The organism is Pseudomonas paraveronii (assembly GCF_963681955.1).
In the GTDB taxonomy this organism is placed as follows: Bacteria; Pseudomonadota; Gammaproteobacteria; order Pseudomonadales; family Pseudomonadaceae; genus Aquipseudomonas; species Aquipseudomonas paraveronii.
Genome location: NZ_OY817130.1, coordinates 1731909 through 1757847 on the forward strand (window position 1 = coordinate 1731909; position 25939 = coordinate 1757847).

Below are 25939 nucleotides of genomic sequence, written 5' to 3' on the forward strand. Positions count from 1 at the left end.
TCCTGGGATCGGGGGTTACTTGGAAAGAAACCGCATGCCTTCTTCCAACCCGCGCAAGGTCAACGGATACATCTGATCCTCGACCAACTCCCGCACAATCCCGGTCGACGCCGTATAGCCCCAGGTGTCCTTCGGGTACGGGTTTATCCAGATCAGCTTCTTGTACTTGGCCATGAAGCGCTGCATCCACACATACCCTGGCTCTTCATTCCAATGCTCGACGCTGCCGCCGGCCTGGGTGATTTCATACGGCGCCATCGACGCGTCGCCGATAAAGATCACTTTGTAATCGGCGCCGTACTTGTGCAGCAGGTCCTGGGTGGAGGTGCGTTCCGAGGTGCGGCGCTGGTTGTTCTTCCATACCGACTCGTACACGAAGTTGTGGAAGTAGAAGTACTCCAGGTGCTTGAACTCGGTCTTGCACGCGGAGAACAGCTCTTCGCAGGTCTTCACATGGGCGTCCATCGAGCCGCCGATGTCGAACAGCAACAGCAGCTTGATGGTGTTGCGCCGCTCCGGACGCATCTGGATGTTCAGCAAGCCGGCATCGCGGGCGGTGTGGTCGATGGTGCCGTCGATATCCAGCTCTTCCGCTGCACCCTGGCGTGCGAACTTGCGCAGGCGGCGCAGGGCGATCTTGATGTTGCGCGTGCCCAGTTCCACCTGGTCGTCGAGGTTCTTGTACTCGCGCTGGTCCCAAACCTTGACCGCCTTGCCCTGGCGCTGGCCCGCATCGCCGACGCGGATGCCTTCCGGGTTGTAGCCGCCGGAGCCGAACGGGCTGGTGCCGCCGGTGCCGATCCATTTGTTGCCGCCGGCGTGGCGCTCTTTCTGTTCTTCCAGGCGTTTCTTGAATTCCTCGATCAGCTTGTCCAGGCCGCCGAGGGACTGGATCTGTGCGCGTTCTTCGTCGCTCAGCGAACGTTCGAACTCCTTGCGCAGCCAGTCTTCGGGGATCAGCGCCTGCAGGTGCTCGTCGAGTTTTTCCAGACCGTTGAAATAGGCGCTGAAGGCGCGGTCGAACTTGTCGAAATGGCGTTCGTCCTTGACCAGGATCGCCCGGGCCAAGTAGTAGAACTCGTCCATGTCGGCGAAGGTCACCCGCTGTTTCAGGGCGTTGATCAGGTCGAGCAGCTCGCGCACCGACACCGGCACCTTGGCTGCGCGCATTTCATTGAACAGGTTGAGCAACATGGCAGGCGCCCTTATCGGTTACCGCGACGGCTCATGAACGCCAGGCGCTCGAGCAATTGCACGTCCTGCTCGTTCTTCACCAGCGCACCGGCCAGGGGCGGGATGGCCTTGGTCGGGTCGCGTTCGCGCAGTACCGCTTCGCCGATATTGTCGGCCATCAGCAGCTTGAGCCAGTCGACCAGTTCGGAGGTGGAGGGCTTTTTCTTCAGGCCCGGCACTTTGCGCACGTCGAAGAACACGTCCAACGCTTCGCTGACCAGGTCTTTCTTGATGTTGGGGTAATGCACATCGACGATCTTTTGCAGGGTGGCGCGGTCGGGGAAGGCGATGTAATGGAAGAAGCAGCGGCGCAGGAACGCGTCCGGCAGCTCTTTTTCATTGTTGGAGGTGATGATGATGATCGGGCGCTTCTTGGCCTTGATGGTCTCGTCGATTTCGTAGACGTAGAACTCCATCTTGTCGAGTTCTTGCAGCAGGTCGTTGGGGAACTCGATGTCGGCCTTGTCGATTTCATCGATCAGCAGGATCACCCGCTCCTCGGCCTCGAAGGCCTCCCAGAGCTTGCCCTTCTTCAGGTAATTGCGCACGTCGTGCACCTTGTCCACGCCCAACTGCGAGTCGCGCAGGCGGCTGACCGCATCGTACTCATACAGGCCCTGGTGGGCCTTGGTGGTGGACTTGATGTGCCAGGTGATCAGCTTGGCGCCGAAGGATTCGGCCAACTGCTCGGCGAGCATGGTCTTGCCGGTGCCCGGCTCGCCCTTGACCAGCAGCGGCCGCTCCAGGGTGATGGCCGCGTTGACGGCCAGTTTCAGGTCATCGGTGGCAACGTAGGCCTGGGTGCCTTCGAACTTCATCGGTCATTCCTCGAATTCATCAATGCCCGACTATACCGTGCGGCCCCGGCGACTGTGAACGCAGACGGGTTATTCAGTCTCTGAATGACCAGTCACGCCTGCGCTCAGTCGATCGAAGGCGTGGTTGTTCCCGGGGCCGTTCTGCGGGCTTGTAGGAGATTGACTGTTCCGATGCTGCCGACGTTCCTCTGACTGGACGCTTTGGAAGACGAGGCATACCCTTGGGGCTTTCTTCAAGCCGCCTCAAGGACCCGTCATGAGCCGCATTTTTGCAGACAACGCGCACTCCATCGGTAACACGCCTCTGGTTCAGATCAACCGCATCGCACCGCGTGGCGTGACCATCCTGGCCAAGATCGAAGGGCGTAACCCGGGTTATTCGGTGAAGTGCCGCATTGGCGCGAACATGATCTGGGACGCGGAAAGCACCGGCAAACTCAAGCCGGGCATGACCATTGTCGAACCGACCTCGGGCAACACCGGTATCGGCCTGGCGTTTGTCGCCGCCGCCCGTGGTTACAAACTGGTACTGACCATGCCTGCGTCGATGAGCATCGAGCGCCGCAAAGTGCTCAAGGCCCTGGGCGCCGAGCTGGTGCTGACCGAACCGGCCAAGGGCATGAAGGGCGCAATCGACAAAGCCGCGGAAATCCTCGCCAGCGACCCGGCCACCTACTACATGCCGGCGCAGTTCGAAAACCCGGCCAACCCGGCGATCCACGAAAAAACCACCGGCCCGGAAATCTGGAACGACACCGACGGCGCCGTTGACGTGTTGGTGGCGGGCGTGGGCACTGGCGGCACGATTACTGGGGTGTCGCGCTATATCAAGAACACCGCGGGCAAGCCGATTCTGTCGGTGGCCGTCGAACCGATCGTATCGCCGGTGATCACCCAGGCGCTGGCCGGTCAAGAGATCAAGCCCAGCCCGCACAAGATCCAGGGCATCGGCGCCGGGTTCGTGCCGAAGAACCTCGACCTGTCGATGATCGACCGCGTGGAGCTGGTGAGCGACGACGAATCCAAGGCCATGGCCCTGCGCCTGATGCGGGAAGAGGGGATTCTGTGCGGGATCTCCTGCGGTGCGGCGATGGCGGTCGCCGTGCGCCTGGCCGAGAAGCCGGAAATGCAGGGCAAGACCATCGTGGTGATCCTGCCGGACTCCGGCGAGCGCTACCTGTCGAGCATGCTGTTCAGTGATTTGTTTACCGATCAAGAAAACCAGGCTTGATGCAAATCAGCGTGAGGGCGGGGGCCTTATGCATAATTGGCCCACCCTCGCGCCGTTTTAAACGCTGATTGTTGGACTGCGCGGGTTTTTCCCGAGGTCCGGAGTGTTTATCATGGCCGGCTGCTACGTCTGGTTTCCCCTCGACGGGAGGTTGTTGGCCAGGCGCTTATTTCCAGGAGTTGCTGCATGACCTTTTCTTTGGCCGCCAAACTGTCGGTGTTGCTGGTGTTTATCGGCAGTACGCTGTACGTGCACCTGCGCGGCAAGGCCCGTTTGCCGATGTTGCGCCAGTTCGTCAATCACTCGGCGCTGTTTGCCCCGTATAACGCCTTGATGTACCTGTTCTCGGCCGTGCCGTCCAAGCCGTACCTGGACCGCAGCAAGTTCCCGGAACTGGACGTGCTCAAGGACAACTGGGAAGTGATCCGCGAAGAAGCCATGCACCTGTTCGACGAGGGTTACATCCGCGCTGCCGAAAAGAATAACGACGCCGGCTTCGGTTCGTTCTTCAAGAAGGGCTGGAAGCGTTTCTACCTCAAGTGGTACGACAAACCGCTGCCGTCGGCCGAGGCCCTGTGCCCGAAAACCGTAGCGCTGGTCAGCAGCATCCCCAACGTCAAGGGCGCGATGTTCGCGCTGTTGCCGGGCGGCAGTCACCTCAACCCGCACCGCGACCCGTTTGCCGGTTCCCTGCGTTATCACCTGGGGCTGTCTACACCGAACTCCGATGATTGCCGCATCTTCGTCGATGGCCAGGAATACGCCTGGCGCGACGGTGAAGACGTGATGTTCGACGAAACCTACGTACATTGGGTGAAGAACGAGACGGAAAAGACGCGTGTGATCCTGTTCTGCGACATCGAACGTCCGCTGAGCAATCCCCTGATGACCCGCATCAACCGCTGGGTCAGCGCGCAACTGGGCCACGCCACCGCGCCGCAGAACGTGGATGACGAACGCGTCGGCGGTATCAACCAGGCCTATGCCTGGAGCAAGTCGTTCAGCGACAAGATCAGCAGTGTGGTCAAGCAGTGGAAGCGCAAGCATCCCAAGGCCTACCGCGTTGCGCGGCCGGTGCTGGCGGTTGTCGTCTTGGTACTGCTGTGGAAGTGGCTCTTCGGCTGATCTCGGTTTTTCCAGCTTGAAATGCAATCAAAATGTGGGAGGGGGCAAGCCCCCTCCCACATTTGATTTACAGCGTCGCCTAAGAGGCGATCAACTGGCGCAGCACATAGTGCAGAATGCCCCCGGCCTTGAAGTATTCCACTTCATTGAGGGTATCGATCCGGCACAGCACGTCGATCTTCTCGCTGCTGCCATCCTCGCGGGTAATCACCAGGGTCAGGTTCATGCGCGGCACGATCTCCACAGCGGTCAAACCGAGGATGTCGATCTTCTCCTTACCGGTGAGCTTGAGCGCCTTGCGGTTCTGGTCCAGCTTGAACTGCAGGGGCAGCACGCCCATACCCACCAGGTTGGAGCGGTGAATCCGTTCGAAACTCTCGGCGATCACCGCCTTGACCCCCAGCAGGTTGGTGCCCTTGGCCGCCCAGTCGCGGCTTGAGCCGGTGCCGTATTCCTGGCCGGCGATCACTACCAGCGGTGTGGCGGATGCCTGGTATTTCATGGCCGCGTCGTAGATCGGCATTTTCTCGCCGGTGGGGATATACAGCGTGTTGCCGCCTTCCTCGCCGCCGAGCATTTCATTGCGGATACGGATATTGGCGAAGGTGCCGCGCATCATCACTTCATGGTTGCCCCGGCGTGAGCCGTAGGAGTTGAAGTCACGCGGTTCCACGCCTTGTTCGCGCAGGTAGCGACCGGCGGGGCTGTCGGCCTTGATGTTGCCGGCAGGGGAGATGTGGTCGGTGGTCACCGAATCGCCCAGCAGGGCCAGGATGTTGGCAGCGTTGATGTCTTTGATCACCGGTAGCGGGCCGGCGATGTCGTCGAAGAACGGCGGGTGCTGGATGTAGGTGGAATCCTTCTGCCACACGTAGGTCGCGGCCTGCGGCACTTCAATCGCTTGCCACTGTGCGTCACCGGCAAACACCTCGGCGTATTCCTTGTGGAACATGCTGGTGCTGACCTGGGCGACGGCGTCGGCAATTTCCTGGCTGCTCGGCCAGATGTCCTTCAGGTACACCGGATTGCCTTGCTGATCGTTGCCCAACGGTTCGCGGCTGATATCGATGCGCACTGTACCGGCCAACGCATACGCCACCACCAGCGGCGGCGAGGCCAGCCAGTTGGTTTTCACCAGCGGGTGGACGCGGCCTTCGAAGTTGCGGTTGCCGGACAGCACCGACGCCACGGCAAGGTCGGCTTTCTGGATGGCTTTTTCAATCGGCTCGGGCAACGGGCCGGAGTTGCCGATGCAGGTGGTGCAGCCATAACCCACCAGGTCAAAGCCGAGCTTGTCCAGGTATTGAGTGAGGCCGGCGGCCTTGTAGTAGTCGGTGACCACTTTGGAGCCGGGGGCCAGGGAGGTTTTCACCCAGGGTTTGCGGGTCAGGCCTTTTTCCACGGCCTTTTTCGCCACCAGCCCGGCCGCCATCATCACGCTGGGGTTGGAGGTGTTGGTGCAGGAGGTGATGGCGGCGATGACCACGGCGCCGTTTTTCAGGCGATAGGTGTGGCCGTCATCTTCATAGTCGGTCTCGCCTACCAGGTCGGCATTGCCCACGGCCACACCGCCACCGCCTTCGCTTTCCAGGCGGCCTTCTTCCTTGTTGGTCGGTTTGAATTGCAGGTCGAGGAAGTCGCTGAACGCCTGGCTGACATCCGGCAGCGACACGCGGTCTTGCGGGCGTTTCGGTCCGGCGAGGCTGGCTTCGACGCCGCCCATGTCCAGGGCCAGGCTGTCGGTGAATACCGGCTCCTGGCCGGCGTTGCGCCACAGGCCCTGGGCCTTGGTGTAGGCCTCGACCAGTTTGACGGTCTGCGCAGGACGACCGGACAAGCGCAGGTAGTCCAGGGTCACCTCATCCACCGGGAAAAAGCCGCAGGTTGCGCCGTATTCCGGGGCCATGTTGGCGATGGTGGCACGGTCCGCCAGGGGCAGGTCGGCGAGGCCGTCGCCATAGAACTCGACGAATTTGCCGACCACACCTTTCTTGCGCAGCATCTGGGTGACGGTCAGCACCAGGTCGGTGGCGGTGATGCCTTCTTTCAATTTGCCGGTGAGCTTGAAGCCGATCACTTCCGGAATCAGCATCGACACCGGCTGGCCGAGCATCGCCGCTTCCGCTTCGATCCCGCCCACGCCCCAGCCAAGCACGCCGAGGCCGTTGATCATGGTGGTGTGGGAATCGGTGCCGACCAGGGTGTCGGGGAAGGCGTAGGTACGGCCGTCTTCATCCTTGGTCCACACGGTGCGGCCGAGGTATTCGAGGTTGACCTGGTGGCAGATGCCGGTGCCCGGCGGCACCACGCTGAAGTTGTCGAAGGCGCTCTGGCCCCAGCGCAGGAAGGCGTAGCGTTCGCCATTGCGCTGCATTTCGATGTCGACGTTTTGCTCGAACGCGCCGGTAGTACCGAACTTGTCGACCATCACCGAGTGGTCGATCACCAGGTCCACCGGCGACAGCGGGTTGATGCGCTGCGGGTCGCCCCCGGCCTTGGCCACGGCGGCGCGCATGGCGGCCAGGTCGACCACGGCGGGCACCCCGGTAAAATCTTGCATCAGCACGCGGGCCGGGCGGTACTGGATCTCGCGGTCGGACTGGCGCTCTTTGAGCCAGGCGGCGATGGCTTTGAGGTCGGCGCCGGTGACGGTCTTGTTGTCTTCCCAGCGCAGCAGGTTTTCCAGCAGCACTTTGAGGGACATCGGCAGCTTATCCAGGTCACCCAGGCTCTTGGCGGCTTCGGGCAGGCTGAAATAGTGATAAGTCTTGTCGTCGATTTGCAGGGTTTTAAGGGTTCTCAGGCTATCAATGGATGACATTACATGACTCCTTATGGTCCGCACGGCTACGGACCTGACGGGACGAACAGAGCTATCAAACTAGCGCTGTTTTCAGTAGCTGGCTAATTACTGGACTCTATGGACAGATCCAAGGTTCCGAAGTCAGCTATCATGCGCGCGTTTTCATGACAGACATTGCGATAGCGCATGTCCGTTGAGTCGCCAGGAGAATTGATGAACACCCTTTTTATGCACTGCCGCCCGGGTTTTGAAGGCGAGGTCTGTTCCGAGATCGCGGAGCACGCCGCGCGCCTGAACGTTTCCGGCTACGCCAAGGCCAAGACCGGCAGCGCTTGCGCCGAATTTGTCTGCACCGAAGAAGACGGCGCCCAGCGCCTGATGCACGGCCAGCGGTTTGCCGAGCTGATCTTCCCGCGACAATGGGCACGCGGGGTGTTCATCGACCTGCCGGAAACCGACCGCATCAGCGTGATCCTCGCGCACCTGCGCGATTTTCCGGTGTGCGGCAGCCTGTGGCTGGAGATGGTCGACACCAACGACGGCAAGGAACTGTCGAACTTCTGCAAGAAATTCGAAGTCCACCTGCGCAAAGCCTTGCTCAACGCCGGCAAACTGGTGGACGAGCCGAGCAAGCCACGCCTGCTGCTGACCTTCAAGAGCGGCCGCGAAGCGTTCATCGGCTTGGCCGAATCGAACAACTCGGCGATGTGGCCAATGGGCATCCCGCGCCTGAAATTCCCCCGCGACGCACCCAGCCGCTCGACCCTGAAGCTGGAAGAGGCCTGGCACCACTTCATCCCCCGCGACCAGTGGGACGAGCGCCTGCATGGCGACATGACGGGCGTCGACCTGGGCGCCGCGCCCGGCGGCTGGACCTGGCAGTTGGTCAACCGGGGCATGCTGGTGACCGCCATCGACAACGGGCCCATGGCCGAAAGCCTGATGGACACTGGCCTGGTGCAACACTTGATGGCCGACGGCTTCACCTTTGTGCCCAAGCAGCCGGTGGACTGGATGGTGTGTGACATCGTCGAAAAACCGGCACGCAACGCCGCCTTGCTGGAAACCTGGATCGGCGAAGGCTATTGCCGTGAAGCGGTGGTCAACCTGAAACTGCCGATGAAACAGCGTTATGCCGAGGTCAAGCGTTTGCTCGAGCGCATCGAAGACGGCTTCAAGGCACGCGGCATTCGCGTGGAGATCGGCTGCAAGCAGCTGTACCACGACCGCGAGGAAGTGACCTGCCACCTGCGCCGCCTGGTGGATGTGAAGAAAACCAAGGCCCGTTAAACTGAGCGCCTGCTGCAGGAGTAATCAATGAGCGATATGACCGACACTGCCGTCGACGGCACCCTTGATGCAACGGGCCTCAACTGCCCGGAGCCGGTGATGATGCTGCACCAGCACATCCGCGACCTGCCGCCTGGCGGTCTGCTCAAGGTGATCGCGACCGACCCGTCGACCCGCCGCGACATTCCCAAGTTCTGCGTGTTCCTCGACCACGAACTGGTGGCTCAGCAGGAGCAGGCCGGTACGTACCTGTACTGGATTCGCAAGAAGTCGGCTTAACCGCGCGCCTTGTCCCGGCGAATGCGCCGGCGTGCGCTGCGCGCCAGGCGCACCAGCAACATCCCCGCCGCACAGCTCAGGCCCACGATCAGCCCCTGCCACAAACCGCTGGGGCCGCTCGGCTCGCCCAACCAGTCGGTCAGCCCCAGGGCGTAACCCACCGGCAACCCCACGCCCCAGTAGGCAAACAGGGTCAGCACCATGGTCACCCGGGTGTCCTGATAGCCGCGCAACGCGCCGGCGGCGGTGACCTGGATCGAGTCGGAAAACTGGAACAGCGCTGAAAACACGATCAGCGTCGACGCCAGGTGGATCACCACGGGGTCCGGGGTGTAGATCGTCGCGATCTGTTCGCGGAACAACAGCATCAGGCTGCAGGACAGGCAGGCATACACCAGCGCCGTGCCCATGCCGACGCCGGCGGCAAAGCGCGCTTCGCGCGGCTGGTCACGGCCGAGGGCCTGGCCGACGCGCACGGTGACGGCCATGCTCAGGGAGTAGGGGATCATGAACACCAGGGAGCTGACGTTCAGGGCGATCTGATGGCCGGAGACCACTGTGGCGCCCAGGCTGCCGATCAGCAGGGCGATCACCGCGAAGATGCTCGATTCGGCAAAGATCGCGATGCCGATTGGCAGGCCAATGCCCAATACGCGCTTGATCACCGCCCATTGCGGCCAATCGAAACGCTTGAACAGTTCGCTGCTCTGGTACGCCGGCCCCCAGCGCGTCCAGCCTGCCAGGCCGAGCGTCATCACCCACATCGCAATGCCCGTGGCCCAGCCGCAGCCCGCGCCGCCCATGGCCGGCACGCCCAAATGGCCATAGATGAAGATGTAGTTCAGCGGGATATTCAGCGCCAACCCGCACAGGCCCATGACCATGCTCGGTCGTGTGCGGCCCAGGCCATCGCTGAAACAGCGCAACACGTAATACACCGCAACGGCCGGCATGCCTGCGGCGATGCCGTGCAGGTAGCCCATGGACGGTTTGATCAGGTCGGGTTCAACCTTCATCGCGTGCAGGATGGGTTCGGCGCTGAGCAGCAACAGCGACGCGGTGATGCCGACCACCACCGCCAGCCACAGGGATTGGCGCACCAGTGGCCCGATCTCGCTATGCTGGCCGGCGCCGTAGCGCTGGGCGACTTTCGGCGTGGTGGCCAGCAAGGTACCGGTCATCAGCAGGTACACCGGAATCCAGATCGAATTGCCCAGGCCCACCGCCGCCAGGTCTTGCGGGCTGACGCGCCCGGCCATCACGGCGTCGACGAAGCTCATCGCGGTGGTTGCCAGTTGGCCGATCATGATCGGCACGGCGAGTCTCAGCAGGCCACGCACTTCCCGGCTGATGCGGGCGGGACGGGTGAGGGTGGCGGAGGCAGTGTTCACGTACAGATGTCCAAAAAAGAGCGCAGGACGGCGGATTCTACGCGCTGACACAGCGGTCAGGAAAAAACCTGTGTTAACGATTTGTAAGCGATCCTCCAGGCCGCGCAATTCGCTGTGGGCGCTGGCAAGCCGGCTCCCACCTTCGATCTGCGGTGGAACACCGAACGCATCCCTGTACACTGCTGATCCGCCAAAGGAGCCTGCCATGCTGATTGTTGCCGACGAAAATATTCCGCTGCTCGATGCTTTCTTCCAAGGATTTGGCGAAATCCGCCGGGTGCCCGGCCGTTCCATTGACCGCGCCACCGTCGAACAGGCCGATGTACTGCTGGTGCGCTCGGTGACCAACGTCAACCGGGCCTTGCTCGAAGGTTCCAAGGTGCGCTTTGTCGGCACCTGCACCATCGGCACCGATCATTTGGACCTCGATTATTTCAATCGGGCCGGTATTCAATGGTCCAGCGCGCCCGGCTGCAATGCCCGTGGCGTGGTGGACTATGTGCTGGGCAGCTTGCAGACCCTGGCCGAAATCGAAGGGGCCGACCTCAATCAGCGTACTTACGGTGTTGTCGGCGCCGGTGAAGTGGGCGGGCGGCTGGTCAAGGTGCTCAAGGGCCTGGGCTGGAACGTGCTGGTCTGCGACCCGCCGCGGCAGATCGCCGAAGACGGTGACTACGTCAGCCTGGAGCAGATCATCGAGCAATGCGACGTGATCAGCCTGCACACGCCGTTGACCAAGTCCGGCAATGGTTCCACCTGGCACTTGCTCGATCGCGAGCGCCTCAACCGTCTCAAGCCCGGTGCCTGGCTGATCAACGCCAGCCGTGGCCCGGTGGTGGACAACGCCGCCCTGCGCGACGTGCTGCTTTCGCGTGAAGACCTGCAAGCGGTGCTGGATGTGTGGGAAGGCGAGCCTGAAGTGGATGTCGACCTGGCCGACCTCTGCGTGCTGGCCACTCCGCACATCGCCGGTTACAGCCTGGACGGCAAGCAGCGTGGCACGGCGCAGATCTACCAGGCCTTTTGTGCGCATCTGGGTCAGGCACCCGCGATTGAACTGAGCGATTTGCTGCCGCCGCCGTGGCTGGCCGAGGTTCACTTGAATGCGTCTACCGACCCGGCCTGGGCGCTGGCGACGTTATGCCGCAGCGTGTACGACCCGCGTCGCGACGATGCGGATTTCCGTCGCAGCCTCGTGGGAACGGTGGATGAGCAACGCAAGGCGTTCGACCTGTTGCGCAAGCACTATCCGGAGCGCCGTGAGATCGATGGCTTGAAGGTGCGCATCCATGGGCAATCGGCGCTGTTGTCTGGCATCGTCGAGGCATTGGGCGCTGAGCTGCTGTAGGAACGAGGTCACAAAAAAACCGGCCATCAAGGCCGGTTCTGAAAGAGCGTGGGCGCTTCAGCCTTGCTGGGCAGGCTTGACCAGTCGCTGTTCCAGCTCACGGCACGCTTGCTGGATCATCTCTTCGGTAATCTGCACTTCGCGGCCTTGGGCGTCGATGACGGAGCAAGGCAGGTATTGCGGTTGGCGGATTACTTCAATCTTGGCATCGCTGCTGTTTTGCAAGGTCATGGCCTGTCTCCTCATCAGGTTGTGTACCAACTTTAACCCCCCTGCGTGACCAAGCTGTTACAACTCCTTGCAAGATCATCGCTTCGAATACCCAGTCCACCAGAAACCGTTACAAATTTCCAGACGGGCGTTAGACCGATAACCTCTAGGGGCCAATGTCGGCGGGCATAATTAACCCGACTCATTGTTATTTACCCAAGTTCCCCCAATGTTATCTGCAGGTTCCTATCTCCCATCATCAGGTGATGCCCTCCATGTTCTCAGTCCGTCAACGCCGTGCAATTCGCCTGGCCAGCCGCTTCATTGCGCCCTACCGCTGGCAGGCGCTCGGTGCGTTGGTGGCGCTGATCGTCACCGCGGGTATCACCTTGTCCATGGGGCAGGGCATTCGCCTGCTGGTGGACCAGGGGTTCATGACCCAATCGCCGCACTTGCTCAACCAGTCTATCGGCCTGTTCATGATCCTGGTGCTGGGCCTGGCCGTCGGCACGTTTGCGCGGTTTTACCTGGTGTCGTGGATCGGTGAGCGGGTGGTGGCTGACATTCGCCGGCAGGTGTTCAATCACCTGATCTACCTGCATCCGGGTTTTTATGAAAACAACCGCAGCTCGGAAATCCAGTCGCGGTTGACCACCGACACCACCCTGTTGCAATCGGTGATCGGCTCCTCGTTGTCGCTGTTCCTGCGCAACGCCTTGATGGTCATCGGTGGCATCGTGCTGCTGTTTGTCACCAATCCCAAGCTCACCAGCATCGTCGTGGTGGCGCTGCCGCTGGTGCTGGCGCCGATCCTGATTTTCGGCCGCCGTGTGCGCAGCCTGTCGCGCTTGAGCCAGGACCGCATTGCCGACGTCGGCAGCTACGTGTCCGAGACGCTCGGCCAGATCAAGACCGTGCAGGCCTATAACCACCAGGCACAGGACGAACAACGCTTTGCCGTGACCGTCGAGGACGCTTTCGCCACCGCGCGCAAACGTATCGCCCAGCGCGCCTGGCTGATCACCCTGGTGATCATGCTGGTGCTCGGTGCTGTCGGGGTGATGCTGTGGGTTGGCGGGATGGACGTGATCAGCGGGCGCATTTCCGGCGGCGAGCTGGCGGCGTTTGTGTTCTACAGCCTGATCGTCGGCAGCGCCGTCGGCACGTTGAGCGAAGTGCTCGGCGAGTTGCAGCGCGCCGCCGGTGCGGCGGAGCGGATCGGCGAGTTGCTGCAGTCGAACAACGAGATCCAGGCGCCCGCCAGCGGCACCGTGCAGTTACCAGACCGCGTCAGCGGCCGTATGGAGCTGCAGGACCTGCGCTTTTCCTACCCCTCGCGGCCGGACACTTACGCCATCGACGGTTTGAGCCTGACCATCAATCCCGGTGAAACCCTGGCGCTGGTGGGGCCGTCCGGTGCTGGCAAATCGACGATTTTTGATCTGCTGCTGCGCTTTTATGATCCCCAGCACGGTCGCATCCTGCTCGAAGGCCACCCGCTGACCGAACTCGACCCCCAGGACCTGCGCCGCCACTTCGCCCTGGTGTCCCAGAGCCCGGCGCTGTTTTTCGGCAGCGTTGAAGACAACATCCGCTACGGCAACCCGACCGCCACCCGCGAGCAGGTCGAAGCCGCCGCGCGCATCGCCCATGCCCACGACTTCATCCTGCAAATGCCCGATGGTTACCAGACCCACCTCGGCGACGCCGGCATGGGCCTCTCCGGCGGCCAACGGCAACGCCTGGCCATCGCCCGCGCATTGCTGGTGGACGCGCCGATCCTGCTGCTGGACGAAGCCACCAGCGCCCTCGACGCGCAGAGTGAACACCTGATCCAGCAGGCGCTGCCGCAACTGATGCATGGCCGCACCACGCTGGTCATCGCGCATCGCCTGGCGACGGTGAAGCATGCGGACCGGATCGCGGTGATGGACCAGGGCAAGCTGGTGGCGATCGGCACGCATCAGCAGTTGATCGCGAGTAACCCGCTGTATGCGCGGTTGGCGGCGTTGCAGTTCAGCGATGGCGTGGAGGAACAGGCTGCGCACTGAAATCACCGCGCATAAAAATGCCCGCATCCTTCGATGCGGGCATTTTTGTGTGTGCGTCAGGCTTTATTGATCATCGAAATACCGCTCATGCCAGTCCACCAACGGCTGTGGCGAATTGAGCTTCTGCCCGTAGATCACCGAATAAGACAGCACGTTCTGCACGTACTGGCGGGTTTCGTCGAACGGGATGCTTTCCACCCACACGTCGAAACTCAGGTGATCGGCACCGCGCAGCCACTGGCGCACGCGGCCGGGGCCGGCGTTGTAGGCGGCGGAAGCGAGGACGCGGTTGCCGTTGAATTGGCTATGCACCTGGCTCAGGTAAGCCGCACCGAGCTGGATGTTTTTGTCCGGGTCGAGCACCTGGGCCGGGGAGGCCAGCGGGATGCTGAACTTGCGCGCAGTGTCTTTGGCAGTGCCGGGCATCAGTTGCATCAGGCCGCTGGCGCCGACGCCGGAGCGGGCGTCGTCCATGAACGCGCTTTCCTGGCGGGTGATGGCGAACACCCAGCTCGAATGCAGGCCGCGTACCTTGGCTTCGCGCACCAGGGTGTCGCGGTGGGCCATCGGGAAGCGGATGTCGAGGTCATCCCAGTACTGCGCCTGGCTGATGGTACGGATCGCCGGGAAGTACCACTTCATGTCGTAGGCCAACCTGGCCTGGGCGACCATTTCGTCGCGGTTGAAGTGACGGCTGACGTGGTACCACTCGCGGCGGCCATCGACCACCTGGCCACGCGCATAGAACTCCAGGGCGCGGCGCACGCCGGGGGTGTTGCGCACTTTGTTGATCAGCGCCTGGCTCATCAGCAGCGGCTTGTTGATCAACTGGTACGGGGCTCTGGAGCGGTCGGCGGCGAGGAAACCGTAGAAATCCCGCTCCCGCGACAGGTTCTTGTACAGCACCAGGGCTTGCGGGTTTTTCGGCTCGGCCAATTCAAGGCTGCGGGCCTGCCAGTAGCGCCAGCGGTTGGTGGTGGCCAAGTCTTGTGGGAGTTTGCGCGTGAGTTGGTAGGCGTCTTCCCAGCGAGCCAGGCGCAACAGCAGGCGCAGGCGCCATTCGGACACGGTGTTGTCGCGCAGTTCGGGGTCGTACTTGGTCATCACCTCAAGGGCGCGTGGGTCAAAGCGCTTGGCCAGGGTCAGGCCAATCTCGCGGGCAATCGCCACTTTTTCGTCACGGGAGAAGTGCATGCTGGTGGCGTAGCCGTCGAGCATGGCCATGGCCTTGTCCGGGTCCTGGCGCGCCAGACGGCGCAGGCCCAGGCCCACGGCGTCAGACATCGCCTCGGTGGCCGGCAGGAAGCGCGACGGGTCGCTGAGCATCTCGGGCTTTTGCGCCACGTCCACCATCAGGCGGCCTTGGGCGCCGAGGGTCGGCAGGCTTTTCACCAGGCTGTTGGCCAGCGCGTAGTTGCGGGCTTCGGCGGCGAGCTTGGCGCGGTCCCAGATTTTCTGCTCTGTGAGTTGGCCATCTGAGGCCCACTGCGCAAAGGTGGCATCACAGGCCGCCGGTTGGGATTTGCCAGTCAGCCAGAGTTTCTCGGCGGTCTTGTAGCCTTCGGCCTTCAGATTGTGCGTGAGCTGGAACTGGCCATGCAGGCAATCGAGCTCGACGAAGTTGAGCTTGGGGTCGTAGTACTTTTCAAAGGTCTGCCAGTCGCCACGGTCGGCCAGCCAGCGCAACCAACGCAGCTTCATCCAGTTGGCTTGGGGCAGGTCGCCGTTTTTAGCGAGGAATTGTTCGATTTCCTCGTTGCTGGCGGTCTTCAGGCGGGCGGTCAACTCGTCGTAGGCCAGGTACGGCGTCAGCGGATAATCGGCCAGGGCCTGGCTGTATTGCATGTACGGCCCGGTATCGCCTTTGGCCAGGGCGCGTTTGGCCTCATCGTAATATTGACGTTGGGTAGTGATGTCCACGGCCAGGGCGGATTGAGCGGCAGTGGCGGTAAGAAGCAGACAAGATAAAAAGTTGAAAAGGCGACTGCGCATGAGACGTCCGTGCAGAGAAATCACGACTAGCGCCGGCATCGCCGACACTCATTGCCTCTAGCTTAGCCTTTTGCCAGCGGCCGGTGAAAGCTTTGCTGACCGGTTCGTTCAAGTTCGCCGAAATTGTCCTACAGAACGCGTCAGTAGCGAAAATGCCGACCGCATCCCACCCTCAACTCAGGTAGAATGCGCGCCCAGTTTTTGGAGAAGCGTATGACCCTGCTCAAATTCAGCGATGTGTCCCTTGCTTTCGGCGCTATGCCGTTGTTGGACAAGGTGTCCTGGCAGATCGCCCGTGGTGAGCGGGTGTGCATCATCGGCCGCAACGGCACCGGTAAATCCAGCATGATGAAGCTGGTAAAGGGCGACCAGAAGCCCGATGAAGGCTCTGTTTGGCGTGCCCCCGGCCTCAAGATTGGTGAATTGCCGCAGGAATTGCCGGTTGCCGACGGACGGACAGTGTTCGACGTGGTCGCCGAAGGCCTCGACGGCGTTGGCGCGTTGCTCGCCCAGTACCATCACCTGGCGCAGAACTGCGTCACCGAAGAAGATCTGGACAAGCTGATGCACGTCCAGCAAGACCTCGAAGCCCGTGACGGCTGGCGCCTGCAGCAGTTGGTGGACAGCACCCTGAGCCGCCTGCAACTGCCGGCCGACAAGACCCTCGCCGAATTGTCCGGTGGCTGGCGTCGTCGCGTGCTGCTGGCCCAGGCCCTGGTGTCCGAGCCGGACCTGCTGCTGCTCGACGAACCGACCAACCACTTGGACATCGGTGCGATTGCCTGGCTCGAAGAAGCCCTCAAGGATTTCCAGGGTGCCGTGCTGTTCATCACGCACGACCGATCCTTCCTGCAGAACCTGGCGACACGCATCCTTGAACTGGACCGTGGTGGCCTGATCGACTGGAACGGCGACTACGCCAGCTTCCTGGTCCACAAGGAGGCCACCCTGGCCGCCGAAGATACCGCCAACGCTTTGTTCGACAAGCGTCTGGCCCAGGAAGAAGTGTGGATTCGCCAGGGCATCAAGGCGCGCCGCACCCGTAACGAAGGCCGTGTACGCGCACTCAAAGCCCTGCGCGTTGAGCGCGGTGAGCGTCGCGAGCGCACCGGCAAGGCCAACATCATGCTGGAAACCGCCGATAAGTCCGGCAAACAGGTGATGGTGCTGGATAACGTCAGCTTCCATCACCCGGACGGTCCGTTCCTGATCAAGGACTTCTCCATGGTCCTGCAGCGCGGCGACCGCATCGGCCTGCTCGGCGCCAACGGCACCGGCAAGACCACGTTGCTCAAGCTGATGCTCAGCGGCCTGCAGCCGACCAGCGGTAAAGTGGAAGAGGGTACGCGCATCGACGTGGCCTACTTCGACCAGTTGCGTCACCAGTTGGACCTGGAAAAAACCGTGATCGACAACGTCGCCGAAGGCCGCGACTTTATCGATATCGACGGCCAGAGCCGCCATGTACTGAGCTACCTGGGCGACTTCCTGTTCAGCCCGCAGCGCGCCCGAACGCCGGTCAAGGCCTTGTCCGGTGGTGAGCGCGCGCGCTTGCTGCTGGCCAAGCTGTTCAGCAAGCCGGCCAACTTGCTGGTCCTCGACGAACCGACCAACGACCTCGACGTGGAAACCCTCGAGCTGCTGGAAGAGGTCCTGCTGACCTTCAACGGCACCGTACTGATGGTCAGCCACGACCGGGCATTCCTCGACAACGTGGTCACCAGCACCCTGGTCTTCGAAGGTGAAGGCAAGGTGCGCGAGTACGTCGGTGGTTACCAGGACTGGCTGCGCCAGGGCGGCTCGCCGCGCCTGTTGGGCGTGACCGAGAGCAAGTCCGGCAAGGCCGACTTGAGCTCCGCCGTCGTGGCCCCTGTGGCCGCCGCTGCACCGGCTGCGGAAGCCGCGCCTGCCGCGAAGAAGAAACTCAGCTACAAGCTGCAGCGTGAGCTGGAAGCCCTGCCGGGTGAAATCGACGCCAAGGAGCAGCAGATCGCCGCGGTCGAAGCGGAAATGGCTGACGCGGGTTTTTACCTGCGTCCGGCGGCGGAAACTGCCAAGGTCATCGCGTCCCTGGAAACATTGAACCAGGAGCTGGAAGGGTTGGTTGAGCGTTGGGCCGAGCTGGATGCCTGATTGATTCCAATGCATTAAAAAACCCGGTGTTCATCTGATGAACACCGGGTTTTTTATAGGAGATGAGTTCAAATGTGGGAGCAAGCAAGCCCCCTCCCACATTGGATCTCCATCGGTCTTACGAGCTTTTTACCAGCTTCACCGCCAGCACATCGCACGGTGCGCCGTGCAGTACGTCATTGGCGGTGGAACCCAGCAGCAGTGCCAGCCCGTGACGGCCATGGCTGCCGACCACGATCAGGTCGCAGCCCTGTTCTTTGGCCAGGTGATGGATTTCCTGGCGCGGCTGACCATAGGTCAGGTGGCTCTGATCTTTTTTCAGGGTCGGGTACTTGGCGATCAGGCGCTCAAGGCGTTCCTTGGCTTGATCGAATTGCTGCTGTTGCAATTGAGACAGGTCCATCGGCACGTCGCCGCCAAAGGCCATGGCCATCGGTTCGACGATATGCACCAGGGACAGCTTGGCCGTGTCGCCAGCCAGATCCACGGCGCGCTTGATCACTGGATCGCACTCTTCGGTCAGGTCGACGGCGACCAGAATATGTTCGTATGACATGGGGCGTTCCTCCAGGGGACTGCAATAAGTTCAGTATGGCTGCTTTCAGGCGGATGGGGTTGCGTCAGGTCAAATCCGCTCATCTAGAAATTCGGGAGTACACATATGACGGTCTGGATAGTGGTGTCAATCCTCGCGGTGGTTTTGAGCCCCCTGGCATGGCTGCGCCCGTCGCGTCATCAGAGCGGGCGCATGGCCCTGCGCATGGAGGCGCGCCGTATGGGCCTGGCGATGCAACTGTCGCCTCAGGAGTGGCCGCACTGGCTCAAGCAGGAGCCGCCGAGCCCGTGTGCGCAATACCACCGGCCACGGCGCGGCAAGGTTCCTGCGCTATGGAGTTACTGGCAGTTGGAGCCTGGGGTGTGGGTCAATCAATGGCAGGAACCGTGCGTGGATGAGACGTTGTTGGCGCATTTTGCGACGCTGCCGGCCAACGTCTACAAAGTCGAGGCGGACCGGCAAATGATCGCATTGTGCTGGGGCGAGAAGGGCGAGGTGAGTGATCTGCAGGCCATTGATACGTTGCTCAAGGCCCTGGCCTGAACGCCAGGCAATAAAAAAGCCCGACATCATCATCGGGCGGGGTTGGCCAGGCAGGCCGGTAACTCTGTGTGTTCCACGCCGGGTATTCATCCAGGCGTTTTGACTATTCTGTCATGGTTGCCGCAAGCCTAGCCGGATATCCGGATCTGTACAGCCTTTTTCAACATCGTGTTCATTATTGATTTTGTGAATAATCGAATATTGGCGAAGCGTGGGCCGCCGGTTGAGGTTCTGAAATGACTGGAAAGTCGCGTTTTTCCTAGCGCTTTCGAGCGATTGACAATTGCCCGGAATTGGATGAAGGTGGCGTACCCAAATCAAACGGGCGTATGAATTGAGCGTTTGTCTGTCAGATGTCTCATACAGAATCCCGACTATCGCATTGGCGGGTGTGCCTGGCGCATTGGGGTGAGCATTGACGAAATTTTCAATGTCCATCCAGAGGCCAGCGTCCAATGTGTACTGTTCAGCTTCCATATCGTGGAGATCAGTTGATGATTTACGAAGGTAAAGCCATCACGGTTAAGGCTCTTGAAAGTGGCATCGTCGAACTGAAATTCGACCTCAAGGGTGAGTCCGTCAACAAGTTCAACCGTCTAACCCTGAACGAACTGCGTCAGGCCGTAGACGCCATCAAAGCAGATGCTTCGGTCAAGGGCGTGATCGTCTCCAGCGGCAAGGACGTGTTTATCGTCGGCGCCGACATCACCGAATTCGTCGAGAGCTTCAAGCTGCCCGATGCCGAGCTGGTGGCTGGCAACCTCGAAGCCAACAAGATTTTCAGCGATTTCGAAGACCTCAACGTGCCGACCGTTGCCGCGATCAACGGCATCGCGCTGGGCGGCGGCCTGGAAATGTGCCTGGCCGCGGATTTCCGCGTCATGTCGGCCACTGCGAAAATCGGCCTGCCGGAAGTCAAGTTGGGCATCTACCCAGGCTTTGGCGGCACCGTGCGCCTGCCGCGCATCATCGGTGCCGATAACGCCATCGAGTGGATCGCCGCCGGTAAGGAAAACAAGGCTGAAGACGCGCTGAAAGTCGGTGCTGTCGATGCCGTGGTTGCTCCGGACAAACTCGCCGAAGCGGCACTGAACCTGATCAAGGGCGCCATCAGCGGCGAATTTGACTACAAGGCCAAGCGTCAGCCGAAGCTGGAAAAACTCAAGCTCAACGCCATCGAACAAATGATGGCGTTCGAAACCGCCAAAGGTTTCGTGGCAGGCCAGGCCGGCCCGAACTACCCGGCGCCGGTTGAAGCGATCAAGACCATCCAGAAAGCCGCGAACTTCGGTCGCGACAAAGCCCTGGAAGTGGAAGCGGCGGGTTTCGTCAAACTGGCCAAGACCTCTGCTGCCCGGAGCCTGATTGGCTTGTTCCTGAACGATCAGGAACTGAAGAAAAAGGCCAAGGCCTACGATGAAGTCGCCAAAGACGTGAAACAGGCCGCCGTACTTGGCGCCGGTATCATGGGCGGCGGTATTGCCTATCAGTCGGCGTCCAAAGGCACGCCGATCCTGATGAAAGACATCAACGAGCACGGCATCGAGCAAGGCCTGGCGGAAGCGGCCAAGCTGCTGGTGGGTCGCGTTGATAAAGGTCGTATGACCGCTGCGAAAATGGCTGAAGTGCTTAACGGCATTCGTCCTACGCTGTCCTACGGCGATTTCGGCCACGTCGACCTGGTGGTCGAAGCGGTTGTCGAAAACCCGAAGGTCAAGCAAGCGGTGCTGGCTGAAGTGGAAGCCCAGGTCAAAGACGACACTATCCTGGCGTCCAACACCTCGACCATTTCCATCACGCTGCTGGCCAAGGCCCTCAAGCGTCCGGAAAACTTCGTCGGCATGCACTTCTTCAACCCGGTACACATGATGCCGCTGGTGGAAGTGATCCGTGGCGAGAAGTCCAGCGAGCTGGCCGTCGCCACCACCGTTGCCTACGCCAAGAAAATGGGCAAGAACCCGATCGTGGTCAACGACTGCCCGGGCTTCTTGGTCAACCGCGTGCTGTTCCCGTACTTCGGCGGTTTCGCCAAGCTGGTCAGCGCCGGTGTGGACTTTGTGCGTATCGACAAGGTCATGGAAAAATTCGGCTGGCCCATGGGCCCGGCGTACCTGATGGACGTGGTCGGCATCGACACCGGCCACCATGGCCGCGACGTGATGGCTGAAGGCTTCCCGGACCGCATGAAAGACGACCGCCGTTCGGCGATCGACGCGCTCTACGAGGCCAAGCGCCTGGGCCAGAAAAACGGCAAGGGTTTCTACGCCTACGAGACCGACAAGAAGGGCAAGCAGAAGAAAGTGGCCGACCCGTCGGTTCACGAAGTACTCGCGCCGGTCATCTACGAGCAGCGTGAGGTGTCCGACGAGGACATCATCAACTGGATGATGATCGCCCTGTGCCTGGAAACCGTGCGTTGCCTGGAAGACGGCATCGTTGAAACCGCCGCCGAAGCCGACATGGGCCTGGTGTACGGTATTGGTTTCCCTCCATTCCGTGGCGGTGCGCTGCGTTACATCGACTCGATCGGTGTGGCCGAGTTCGTTGCCCTGGCTGATCAATACGCTGATTTGGGCCCGCTGTACCACCCGACCGCGAAGCTGCGTGAGATGGCCAAGAATGGCCAGAGCTTCTTCGGTTAAGCGTCCCATACACTTGAGCGAGAATATTTATGAGCTTGAATCCAAGAGACGTCGTGATTGTCGACTTCGGTCGCACGCCGATGGGCCGCTCCAAGGGCGGCATGCACCGCAACACCCGCGCCGAAGACATGTCGGCGCACCTGATCAGCAAATTGCTGGAGCGTAACGTCAAGGTCGACCCGAACGAAGTCGAAGACGTGATCTGGGGCTGTGTCAACCAGACCCTGGAGCAGGGCTGGAACATCGCCCGCATGGCCTCGTTGCTGACCCAGATCCCGCACACTGCGGCCGCCCAGACCGTCAGCCGCCTGTGTGGCTCGTCGATGAGCGCACTGCACACGGCCGCCCAGGCGATCATGACCGGCAACGGTGATGTATTCGTGATCGGTGGCGTGGAGCACATGGGCCACGTCAGCATGATGCACGGCGTCGACCCTAACCCGCACATGTCGCTGTACGCGGCAAAAGCCTCGGGCATGATGGGCCTCACCGCAGAAATGCTCGGCAAGATGCACGGCATTACCCGTGAAGCCCAGGACGCGTTCGGCGTGCGCTCCCACCAACTCGCCCACAAGGCGACCGTGGAAGGCAAGTTCAAGGATGAAATCATCCCGATGAACGGCTACGACGAGAACGGTTTCCTGAAACTGTTCGACTACGACGAAACCATTCGTCCGGACACCACCCTGGAAAGCCTGGCCGCCTTGAAACCGGCGTTCAATCCCAAGGGCGGCACCGTGACAGCCGGTACTTCGTCGCAAATCACCGACGGTGCCTCGTGCATGATCGTGATGTCGGCGCAGCGTGCCCAGGACCTGGGTATCCAGCCAATGGCCGTGATTCGTTCGATGGCCGTTGCGGGTGTGGACCCGGCGATCATGGGCTATGGTCCAGTACCGGCTACACAAAAAGCCTTGAAGCGCGCAGGTCTGACTATCGCCGATATCGACTTCTTCGAGCTCAACGAAGCGTTCGCCGCACAGGCCCTGCCAGTGCTGAAAGATTTGAAAGTGCTCGACAAGATGAACGAGAAGGTTAACCTGCACGGCGGCGCGATTGCCCTGGGCCACCCGTTCGGTTGCTCCGGTGCGCGTATCTCCGGCACTTTGCTCAACGTGATGAAGCAAAATGGCGGCAACCTTGGGGTTGCAACCATGTGCATTGGTCTCGGCCAAGGCATTTCCACCGTCTTCGAACGCCTCTAAGCGTTTGGTTGACGGAAGCCGGGGCCCAGTGCCCCGGTTTTTGTTTTTCGGTAGGTTTATTATTTTTTTTTAACAAATTTTGTAAGGCGGCCAGAGCATGAAAGTCGAACCAGGGCTCTACCAACATTATAAAGGTCCGCAGTACCGCGTTTTTAATGTGGCGCGGCACTCCGAGACCGAAGAAGAAGTGGTGTTCTACCAAGCACTGTATGGCGATTACGGCTTTTGGGTGCGCCCTTTGAGCATGTTCCTCGAATCCGTCGAAGTTGACGGCGAACAGGTCCCGCGCTTTGCTTTGGTACAGGCCGAACCCAGTCTTTTTTCAGGGCAATAACGGCAGGCCGCGCAGAATGCTGCGCTTGACCTCACCCGGTTGCCACTATATATAGCGTTGCCGCGTCAGGCGCCAACTGCCTTTCACTTCTCGAATTCAGGAATTTTCCGATCCATGGGCAAATCGCTGGTCATTGTGGAATCCCCGGCTAAGGCCAAGACCATCAACAAGTACTTGGGCAACGAGTACGTGGTGAAGTCGAGTATCGGCCATATCCGAGACCTGCCCACCAGCGGTTCGGCTAGCGCCAGCAAGGAGCCAGCCGCCAAGCGCGGCAAGGCGGCTGCGGGCGAAGGTCCGGTACTCACGCCTAAAGAGAAAGCGCGCAAGCAACTGGTCTCGCGCATGGGTGTGGACCCGGAACATGGCTGGAAGGCCAAGTACGAAATCCTTCCGGGCAAGGAAAAGGTCATCGAAGAGCTGCGCCGGCTCGCCAAAGATGCCGACACCATCTATCTCGCAACGGACTTGGACCGCGAAGGGGAAGCCATTGCCTGGCACCTGCGGGAAGCCATCGGCGGCGATGACAGCCGCTACAAGCGTGTGGTGTTCAACGAAATCACCAAGAAAGCCATCCAGGAAGCCTTCTCCAAGCCGGGCGAACTGGATATCGACCGTGTCAACGCCCAGCAGGCCCGGCGTTTCCTCGACCGCGTCGTGGGTTACATGGTTTCGCCACTGCTGTGGGCCAAAATTGCCCGTGGCCTGTCCGCCGGCCGTGTGCAATCGGTAGCGGTCAAGCTGGTGGTAGAGCGTGAACGTGAAATTCGTGCGTTCAACCCCGAAGAGTATTGGGAAGTCCACGCGGACCTCGGTACCGCCAAGGGCAATAACGTGCGTTTCGAAGTGGCCCGTGAGAAAGGCGAGGCCTTCAAGCCGCTGAACGAAACCCAGGCCATGGCTGCGCTGGAGAAGCTCAAGTCTTCCAGCTACAGCATCGTCAAGCGCGAAGACAAACCGACCAGCAGCAAGCCGTCGGCGCCGTTCATCACGTCCACCCTGCAACAGGCCGCCAGTAACCGCCTGGGCTTCGGCGTGAAGAAAACCATGATGATGGCCCAGCGTCTGTACGAAGCCGGCTACATCACCTATATGCGTACCGACTCCACCAACCTGTCGCAAGACGCGGTGGCGATGGCGCGCACGTATATTGAAAGCGAGTTCGGCAAGAAGTACCTGCCGGAAAACCCGAACGTCTACAGCAGCAAAGAAGGCGCCCAAGAGGCTCACGAAGCGATTCGTCCTTCCGACGCCAACACCGAGCCGAGTAAGCTGACCGGCATGGAGCGTGACGCTGAGCGTCTCTACGAGCTCATCTGGCGCCAGTTCCTGGCCTGCCAGATGCTGCCGGCGCAATACCTGTCCACCACCGTCAGTGTGGGCGCAGGCGACTTCGAGCTGCGTGCCAAAGGCCGTATCCTCAAGTTCGACGGCTACACTCGCGTGATGCCGCAAATCGCCAAGCCAGGCGACGACGATGTGCTGCCGGACATGGCCCAGGGCGACACGTTGAAGCTGATCAAGCTCGACCCGTCCCAGCATTTCACCAAGCCGCCGGCGCGTTATTCGGAAGCCAGCCTTGTGAAGGAAATGGAGAAACGCGGTATCGGTCGTCCTTCGACCTATGCGGCGATCATTTCCACCATCCAGGACCGTGGCTACGTGGCGCTGCACAACCGTCGTTTCTATTCGGAAAAGATGGGCGACATCGTCACCGAGCGTCTGTCCGAGAGTTTCTCCAACCTGATGGACTACGGCTTCACTGCCGGCATGGAAGAGAACCTCGACGACGTGGCCCACGGCGAGCGCGACTGGAAGAACGTACTCGACGAGTTCTACGGCGACTTCAAGAAGAAGCTCGAAGTGGCCGAAAGCCCGGACAGCGGCATGCGTGCCAACCAGCCGGTGATGACCGACATCCCGTGCCTGACCTGCGGCCGGCCGATGCAGATTCGTACCGCGTCCACCGGCGTATTCCTCGGTTGCTCGGGCTACAGCCTGCCGCCGAAAGAACGCTGCAAGGCCACCGTCAACCTGGTGCCGGGCGATGAAATCGCCGCCGACGACGAGGGTGAATCCGAGTCGCTGGTCCTGCGTGGCAAGCACCGTTGCCCGATCTGCAGCACGGCGATGGATGCCTACCTGTTGGACGAGAAGCACAAGTTGCACATCTGCGGTAACAACCCGGATTGCGACGGCTACGAGATCGAAGAGGGCAGCTACCGCATCAAGGGCTACGAAGGCCCGAGCCTGGAATGTGACAAGTGCGGCAGCGAGATGCAGCTCAAGACCGGCCGTTTCGGCAAGTTCTTCGGTTGCACCAACCCGACGTGCAAGAACACCCGCAAACTGCTGAAAAGCGGTGATGCGGCACCACCGAAGATGGACCCGGTGAAGATGCCCGAGCTCAAGTGCGAGAAGGTCAACGACACCTACATCCTGCGTGATGGCGCTTCGGGGCTGTTCCTGGCTGCCAGCCAGTTCCCGAAAAACCGCGAGACCCGTGCGCCGTTGGTGCTGGAGATCGTGCCGCACAAGGATGAGATCGATCCGAAGTACCACTTCCTGTGTGAAGCGCCGAAGAAGGACCCGGACGGTCGCCCGGCCGTGATCCGCTACAGCCGCAAGACCAAGGAACAGTACGTTCAGTCCGAAGTGGACGGTAAACCTACTGGTTGGAAGGCGTTCTACGACGGCGGCAAGTGGAAGGTCGAGGACAAGCGCCAGGGCGCTTGATCGGTTAATCTGATAACGC

Annotated in this window: 20 protein-coding genes; 12 read left to right on the plus strand and 8 right to left on the minus strand. The window is 61.0% G+C overall.

Annotated features, from left to right (window positions below; all coding sequences use genetic code 11):
* Positions 1-15 precede the first annotated feature (15 nt).
* Positions 16-1194, minus strand: a complete 1179-nt coding sequence (locus U5A08_RS07780; RefSeq protein ID WP_253394103.1) for a vWA domain-containing protein — start codon at positions 1192-1194, stop codon at positions 16-18.
* An 11-nt stretch (positions 1195-1205) separates the two neighbouring features.
* A complete protein-coding gene (locus U5A08_RS07785; protein WP_321851077.1) occupies positions 1206-2051 on the minus strand; it encodes an AAA family ATPase in 846 nt (281 codons plus the stop codon).
* A 256-nt stretch (positions 2052-2307) separates the two neighbouring features.
* Here U5A08_RS07785 and cysK point away from each other — a divergent pair, with 256 nt between their 5' ends.
* Both cysK and U5A08_RS07795 read left to right on the plus strand, forming a co-directional pair.
* Positions 2308-3282: a cysteine synthase A gene (gene cysK, locus U5A08_RS07790; protein ID WP_321851078.1), complete on the plus strand. Its 975-nt coding sequence runs from the start codon at positions 2308-2310 to the stop codon at positions 3280-3282.
* A 186-nt stretch (positions 3283-3468) separates the two neighbouring features.
* A complete protein-coding gene (locus U5A08_RS07795; RefSeq protein WP_253394107.1) occupies positions 3469-4407 on the plus strand; it encodes an aspartyl/asparaginyl beta-hydroxylase domain-containing protein in 939 nt (312 codons plus the stop codon).
* A gap of 79 nt (positions 4408-4486) precedes the next feature.
* On the opposite strand, the gene acnA is transcribed toward U5A08_RS07795, so the two are convergent.
* Positions 4487-7228: an aconitate hydratase AcnA gene (acnA, locus tag U5A08_RS07800; protein WP_321851079.1), complete on the minus strand. Its 2742-nt coding sequence runs from the start codon at positions 7226-7228 to the stop codon at positions 4487-4489.
* Between the two features lie 195 nt (positions 7229-7423).
* On the opposite strand from acnA, the gene rlmM reads away from it, so the two are divergent.
* Positions 7424-8500 (plus strand): 23S rRNA (cytidine(2498)-2'-O)-methyltransferase RlmM, encoded by a 1077-nt coding sequence (gene rlmM, locus U5A08_RS07805; protein WP_253394109.1) that lies wholly within the window; start codon positions 7424-7426, stop codon positions 8498-8500.
* Between the two features lie 27 nt (positions 8501-8527).
* Complete coding sequence (tusA, locus tag U5A08_RS07810; RefSeq protein ID WP_373423728.1) at positions 8528-8779, plus strand: sulfurtransferase TusA; 252 nt, start codon at positions 8528-8530, stop codon at positions 8777-8779.
* Here the strand turns inward: tusA and U5A08_RS07815 are convergent.
* The gene (locus U5A08_RS07815; RefSeq protein ID WP_253394110.1) at positions 8776-10170 is read right to left on the minus strand and encodes an MATE family efflux transporter; all 1395 of its coding nucleotides are present in this window, start codon (positions 10168-10170) and stop codon (positions 8776-8778) included. The two genes, tusA and U5A08_RS07815, sit on opposite strands and share 4 nt — an antisense overlap.
* A gap of 205 nt (positions 10171-10375) precedes the next feature.
* On the opposite strand from U5A08_RS07815, the gene pdxB reads away from it, so the two are divergent.
* Positions 10376-11518 (plus strand): 4-phosphoerythronate dehydrogenase PdxB, encoded by a 1143-nt coding sequence (pdxB, locus tag U5A08_RS07820; protein WP_253394111.1) that lies wholly within the window; start codon positions 10376-10378, stop codon positions 11516-11518.
* 57 nt (positions 11519-11575) lie between these two features.
* Here pdxB and U5A08_RS07825 read toward each other — a convergent pair whose 3' ends face one another.
* Complete coding sequence (locus tag U5A08_RS07825; RefSeq protein WP_247407196.1) at positions 11576-11749, minus strand: PA1571 family protein; 174 nt, start codon at positions 11747-11749, stop codon at positions 11576-11578.
* Between the two features lie 245 nt (positions 11750-11994).
* Between U5A08_RS07825 and U5A08_RS07830 the strand changes: the two genes are divergently transcribed.
* Positions 11995-13779 carry an ABC transporter ATP-binding protein/permease gene (locus U5A08_RS07830; protein ID WP_253394112.1) on the plus strand — a complete coding sequence of 595 codons (1785 nt, stop codon included), beginning with the start codon at positions 11995-11997 and terminating at the stop codon, positions 13777-13779.
* Between the two features lie 63 nt (positions 13780-13842).
* Here U5A08_RS07830 and U5A08_RS07835 read toward each other — a convergent pair whose 3' ends face one another.
* Positions 13843-15771 carry a transglycosylase SLT domain-containing protein gene (locus U5A08_RS07835; RefSeq protein ID WP_253394113.1) on the minus strand — a complete coding sequence of 643 codons (1929 nt, stop codon included), beginning with the start codon at positions 15769-15771 and terminating at the stop codon, positions 13843-13845.
* A gap of 213 nt (positions 15772-15984) precedes the next feature.
* On the opposite strand from U5A08_RS07835, the gene U5A08_RS07840 reads away from it, so the two are divergent.
* Positions 15985-17904, plus strand: a complete 1920-nt coding sequence (locus U5A08_RS07840) for an ATP-binding cassette domain-containing protein (protein WP_253394114.1) — start codon at positions 15985-15987, stop codon at positions 17902-17904.
* A 118-nt stretch (positions 17905-18022) separates the two neighbouring features.
* On the opposite strand, the gene U5A08_RS07845 is transcribed toward U5A08_RS07840, so the two are convergent.
* Entirely contained in the window at positions 18023-18460 is a 438-nt protein-coding gene (locus U5A08_RS07845) for a universal stress protein (RefSeq protein WP_253394115.1), read from the minus strand.
* Positions 18461-18565: 105 nt separating this feature from the next.
* On the opposite strand from U5A08_RS07845, the gene U5A08_RS07850 reads away from it, so the two are divergent.
* Positions 18566-19003, plus strand: coding sequence for a hypothetical protein (locus U5A08_RS07850; protein WP_321851081.1), 438 nt, complete (start codon positions 18566-18568; stop codon positions 19001-19003).
* A 111-nt stretch (positions 19004-19114) separates the two neighbouring features.
* Here the strand turns inward: U5A08_RS07850 and U5A08_RS07855 are convergent, their stop codons facing one another.
* Positions 19115-19480 (minus strand): hypothetical protein, encoded by a 366-nt coding sequence (locus U5A08_RS07855; protein WP_321851082.1) that lies wholly within the window; start codon positions 19478-19480, stop codon positions 19115-19117.
* 17 nt (positions 19481-19497) lie between these two features.
* Here U5A08_RS07855 and fadB point away from each other — a divergent pair, with 17 nt between their 5' ends.
* From fadB to topA, 4 genes are all read left to right on the plus strand, one after another.
* Complete coding sequence (fadB, locus tag U5A08_RS07860; protein ID WP_017848773.1) at positions 19498-21645, plus strand: fatty acid oxidation complex subunit alpha FadB; 2148 nt, start codon at positions 19498-19500, stop codon at positions 21643-21645.
* 29 nt (positions 21646-21674) lie between these two features.
* Positions 21675-22850: an acetyl-CoA C-acyltransferase FadA gene (gene fadA / locus U5A08_RS07865; RefSeq protein WP_253394122.1), complete on the plus strand. Its 1176-nt coding sequence runs from the start codon at positions 21675-21677 to the stop codon at positions 22848-22850.
* 97 nt (positions 22851-22947) lie between these two features.
* Positions 22948-23184 carry a DUF1653 domain-containing protein gene (locus U5A08_RS07870; protein WP_010563748.1) on the plus strand — a complete coding sequence of 79 codons (237 nt, stop codon included), beginning with the start codon at positions 22948-22950 and terminating at the stop codon, positions 23182-23184.
* Between the two features lie 114 nt (positions 23185-23298).
* The gene (gene topA / locus U5A08_RS07875) at positions 23299-25920 is read left to right on the plus strand and encodes a type I DNA topoisomerase (protein WP_247402001.1); all 2622 of its coding nucleotides are present in this window, start codon (positions 23299-23301) and stop codon (positions 25918-25920) included.
* Positions 25921-25939 lie beyond the last annotated feature (19 nt).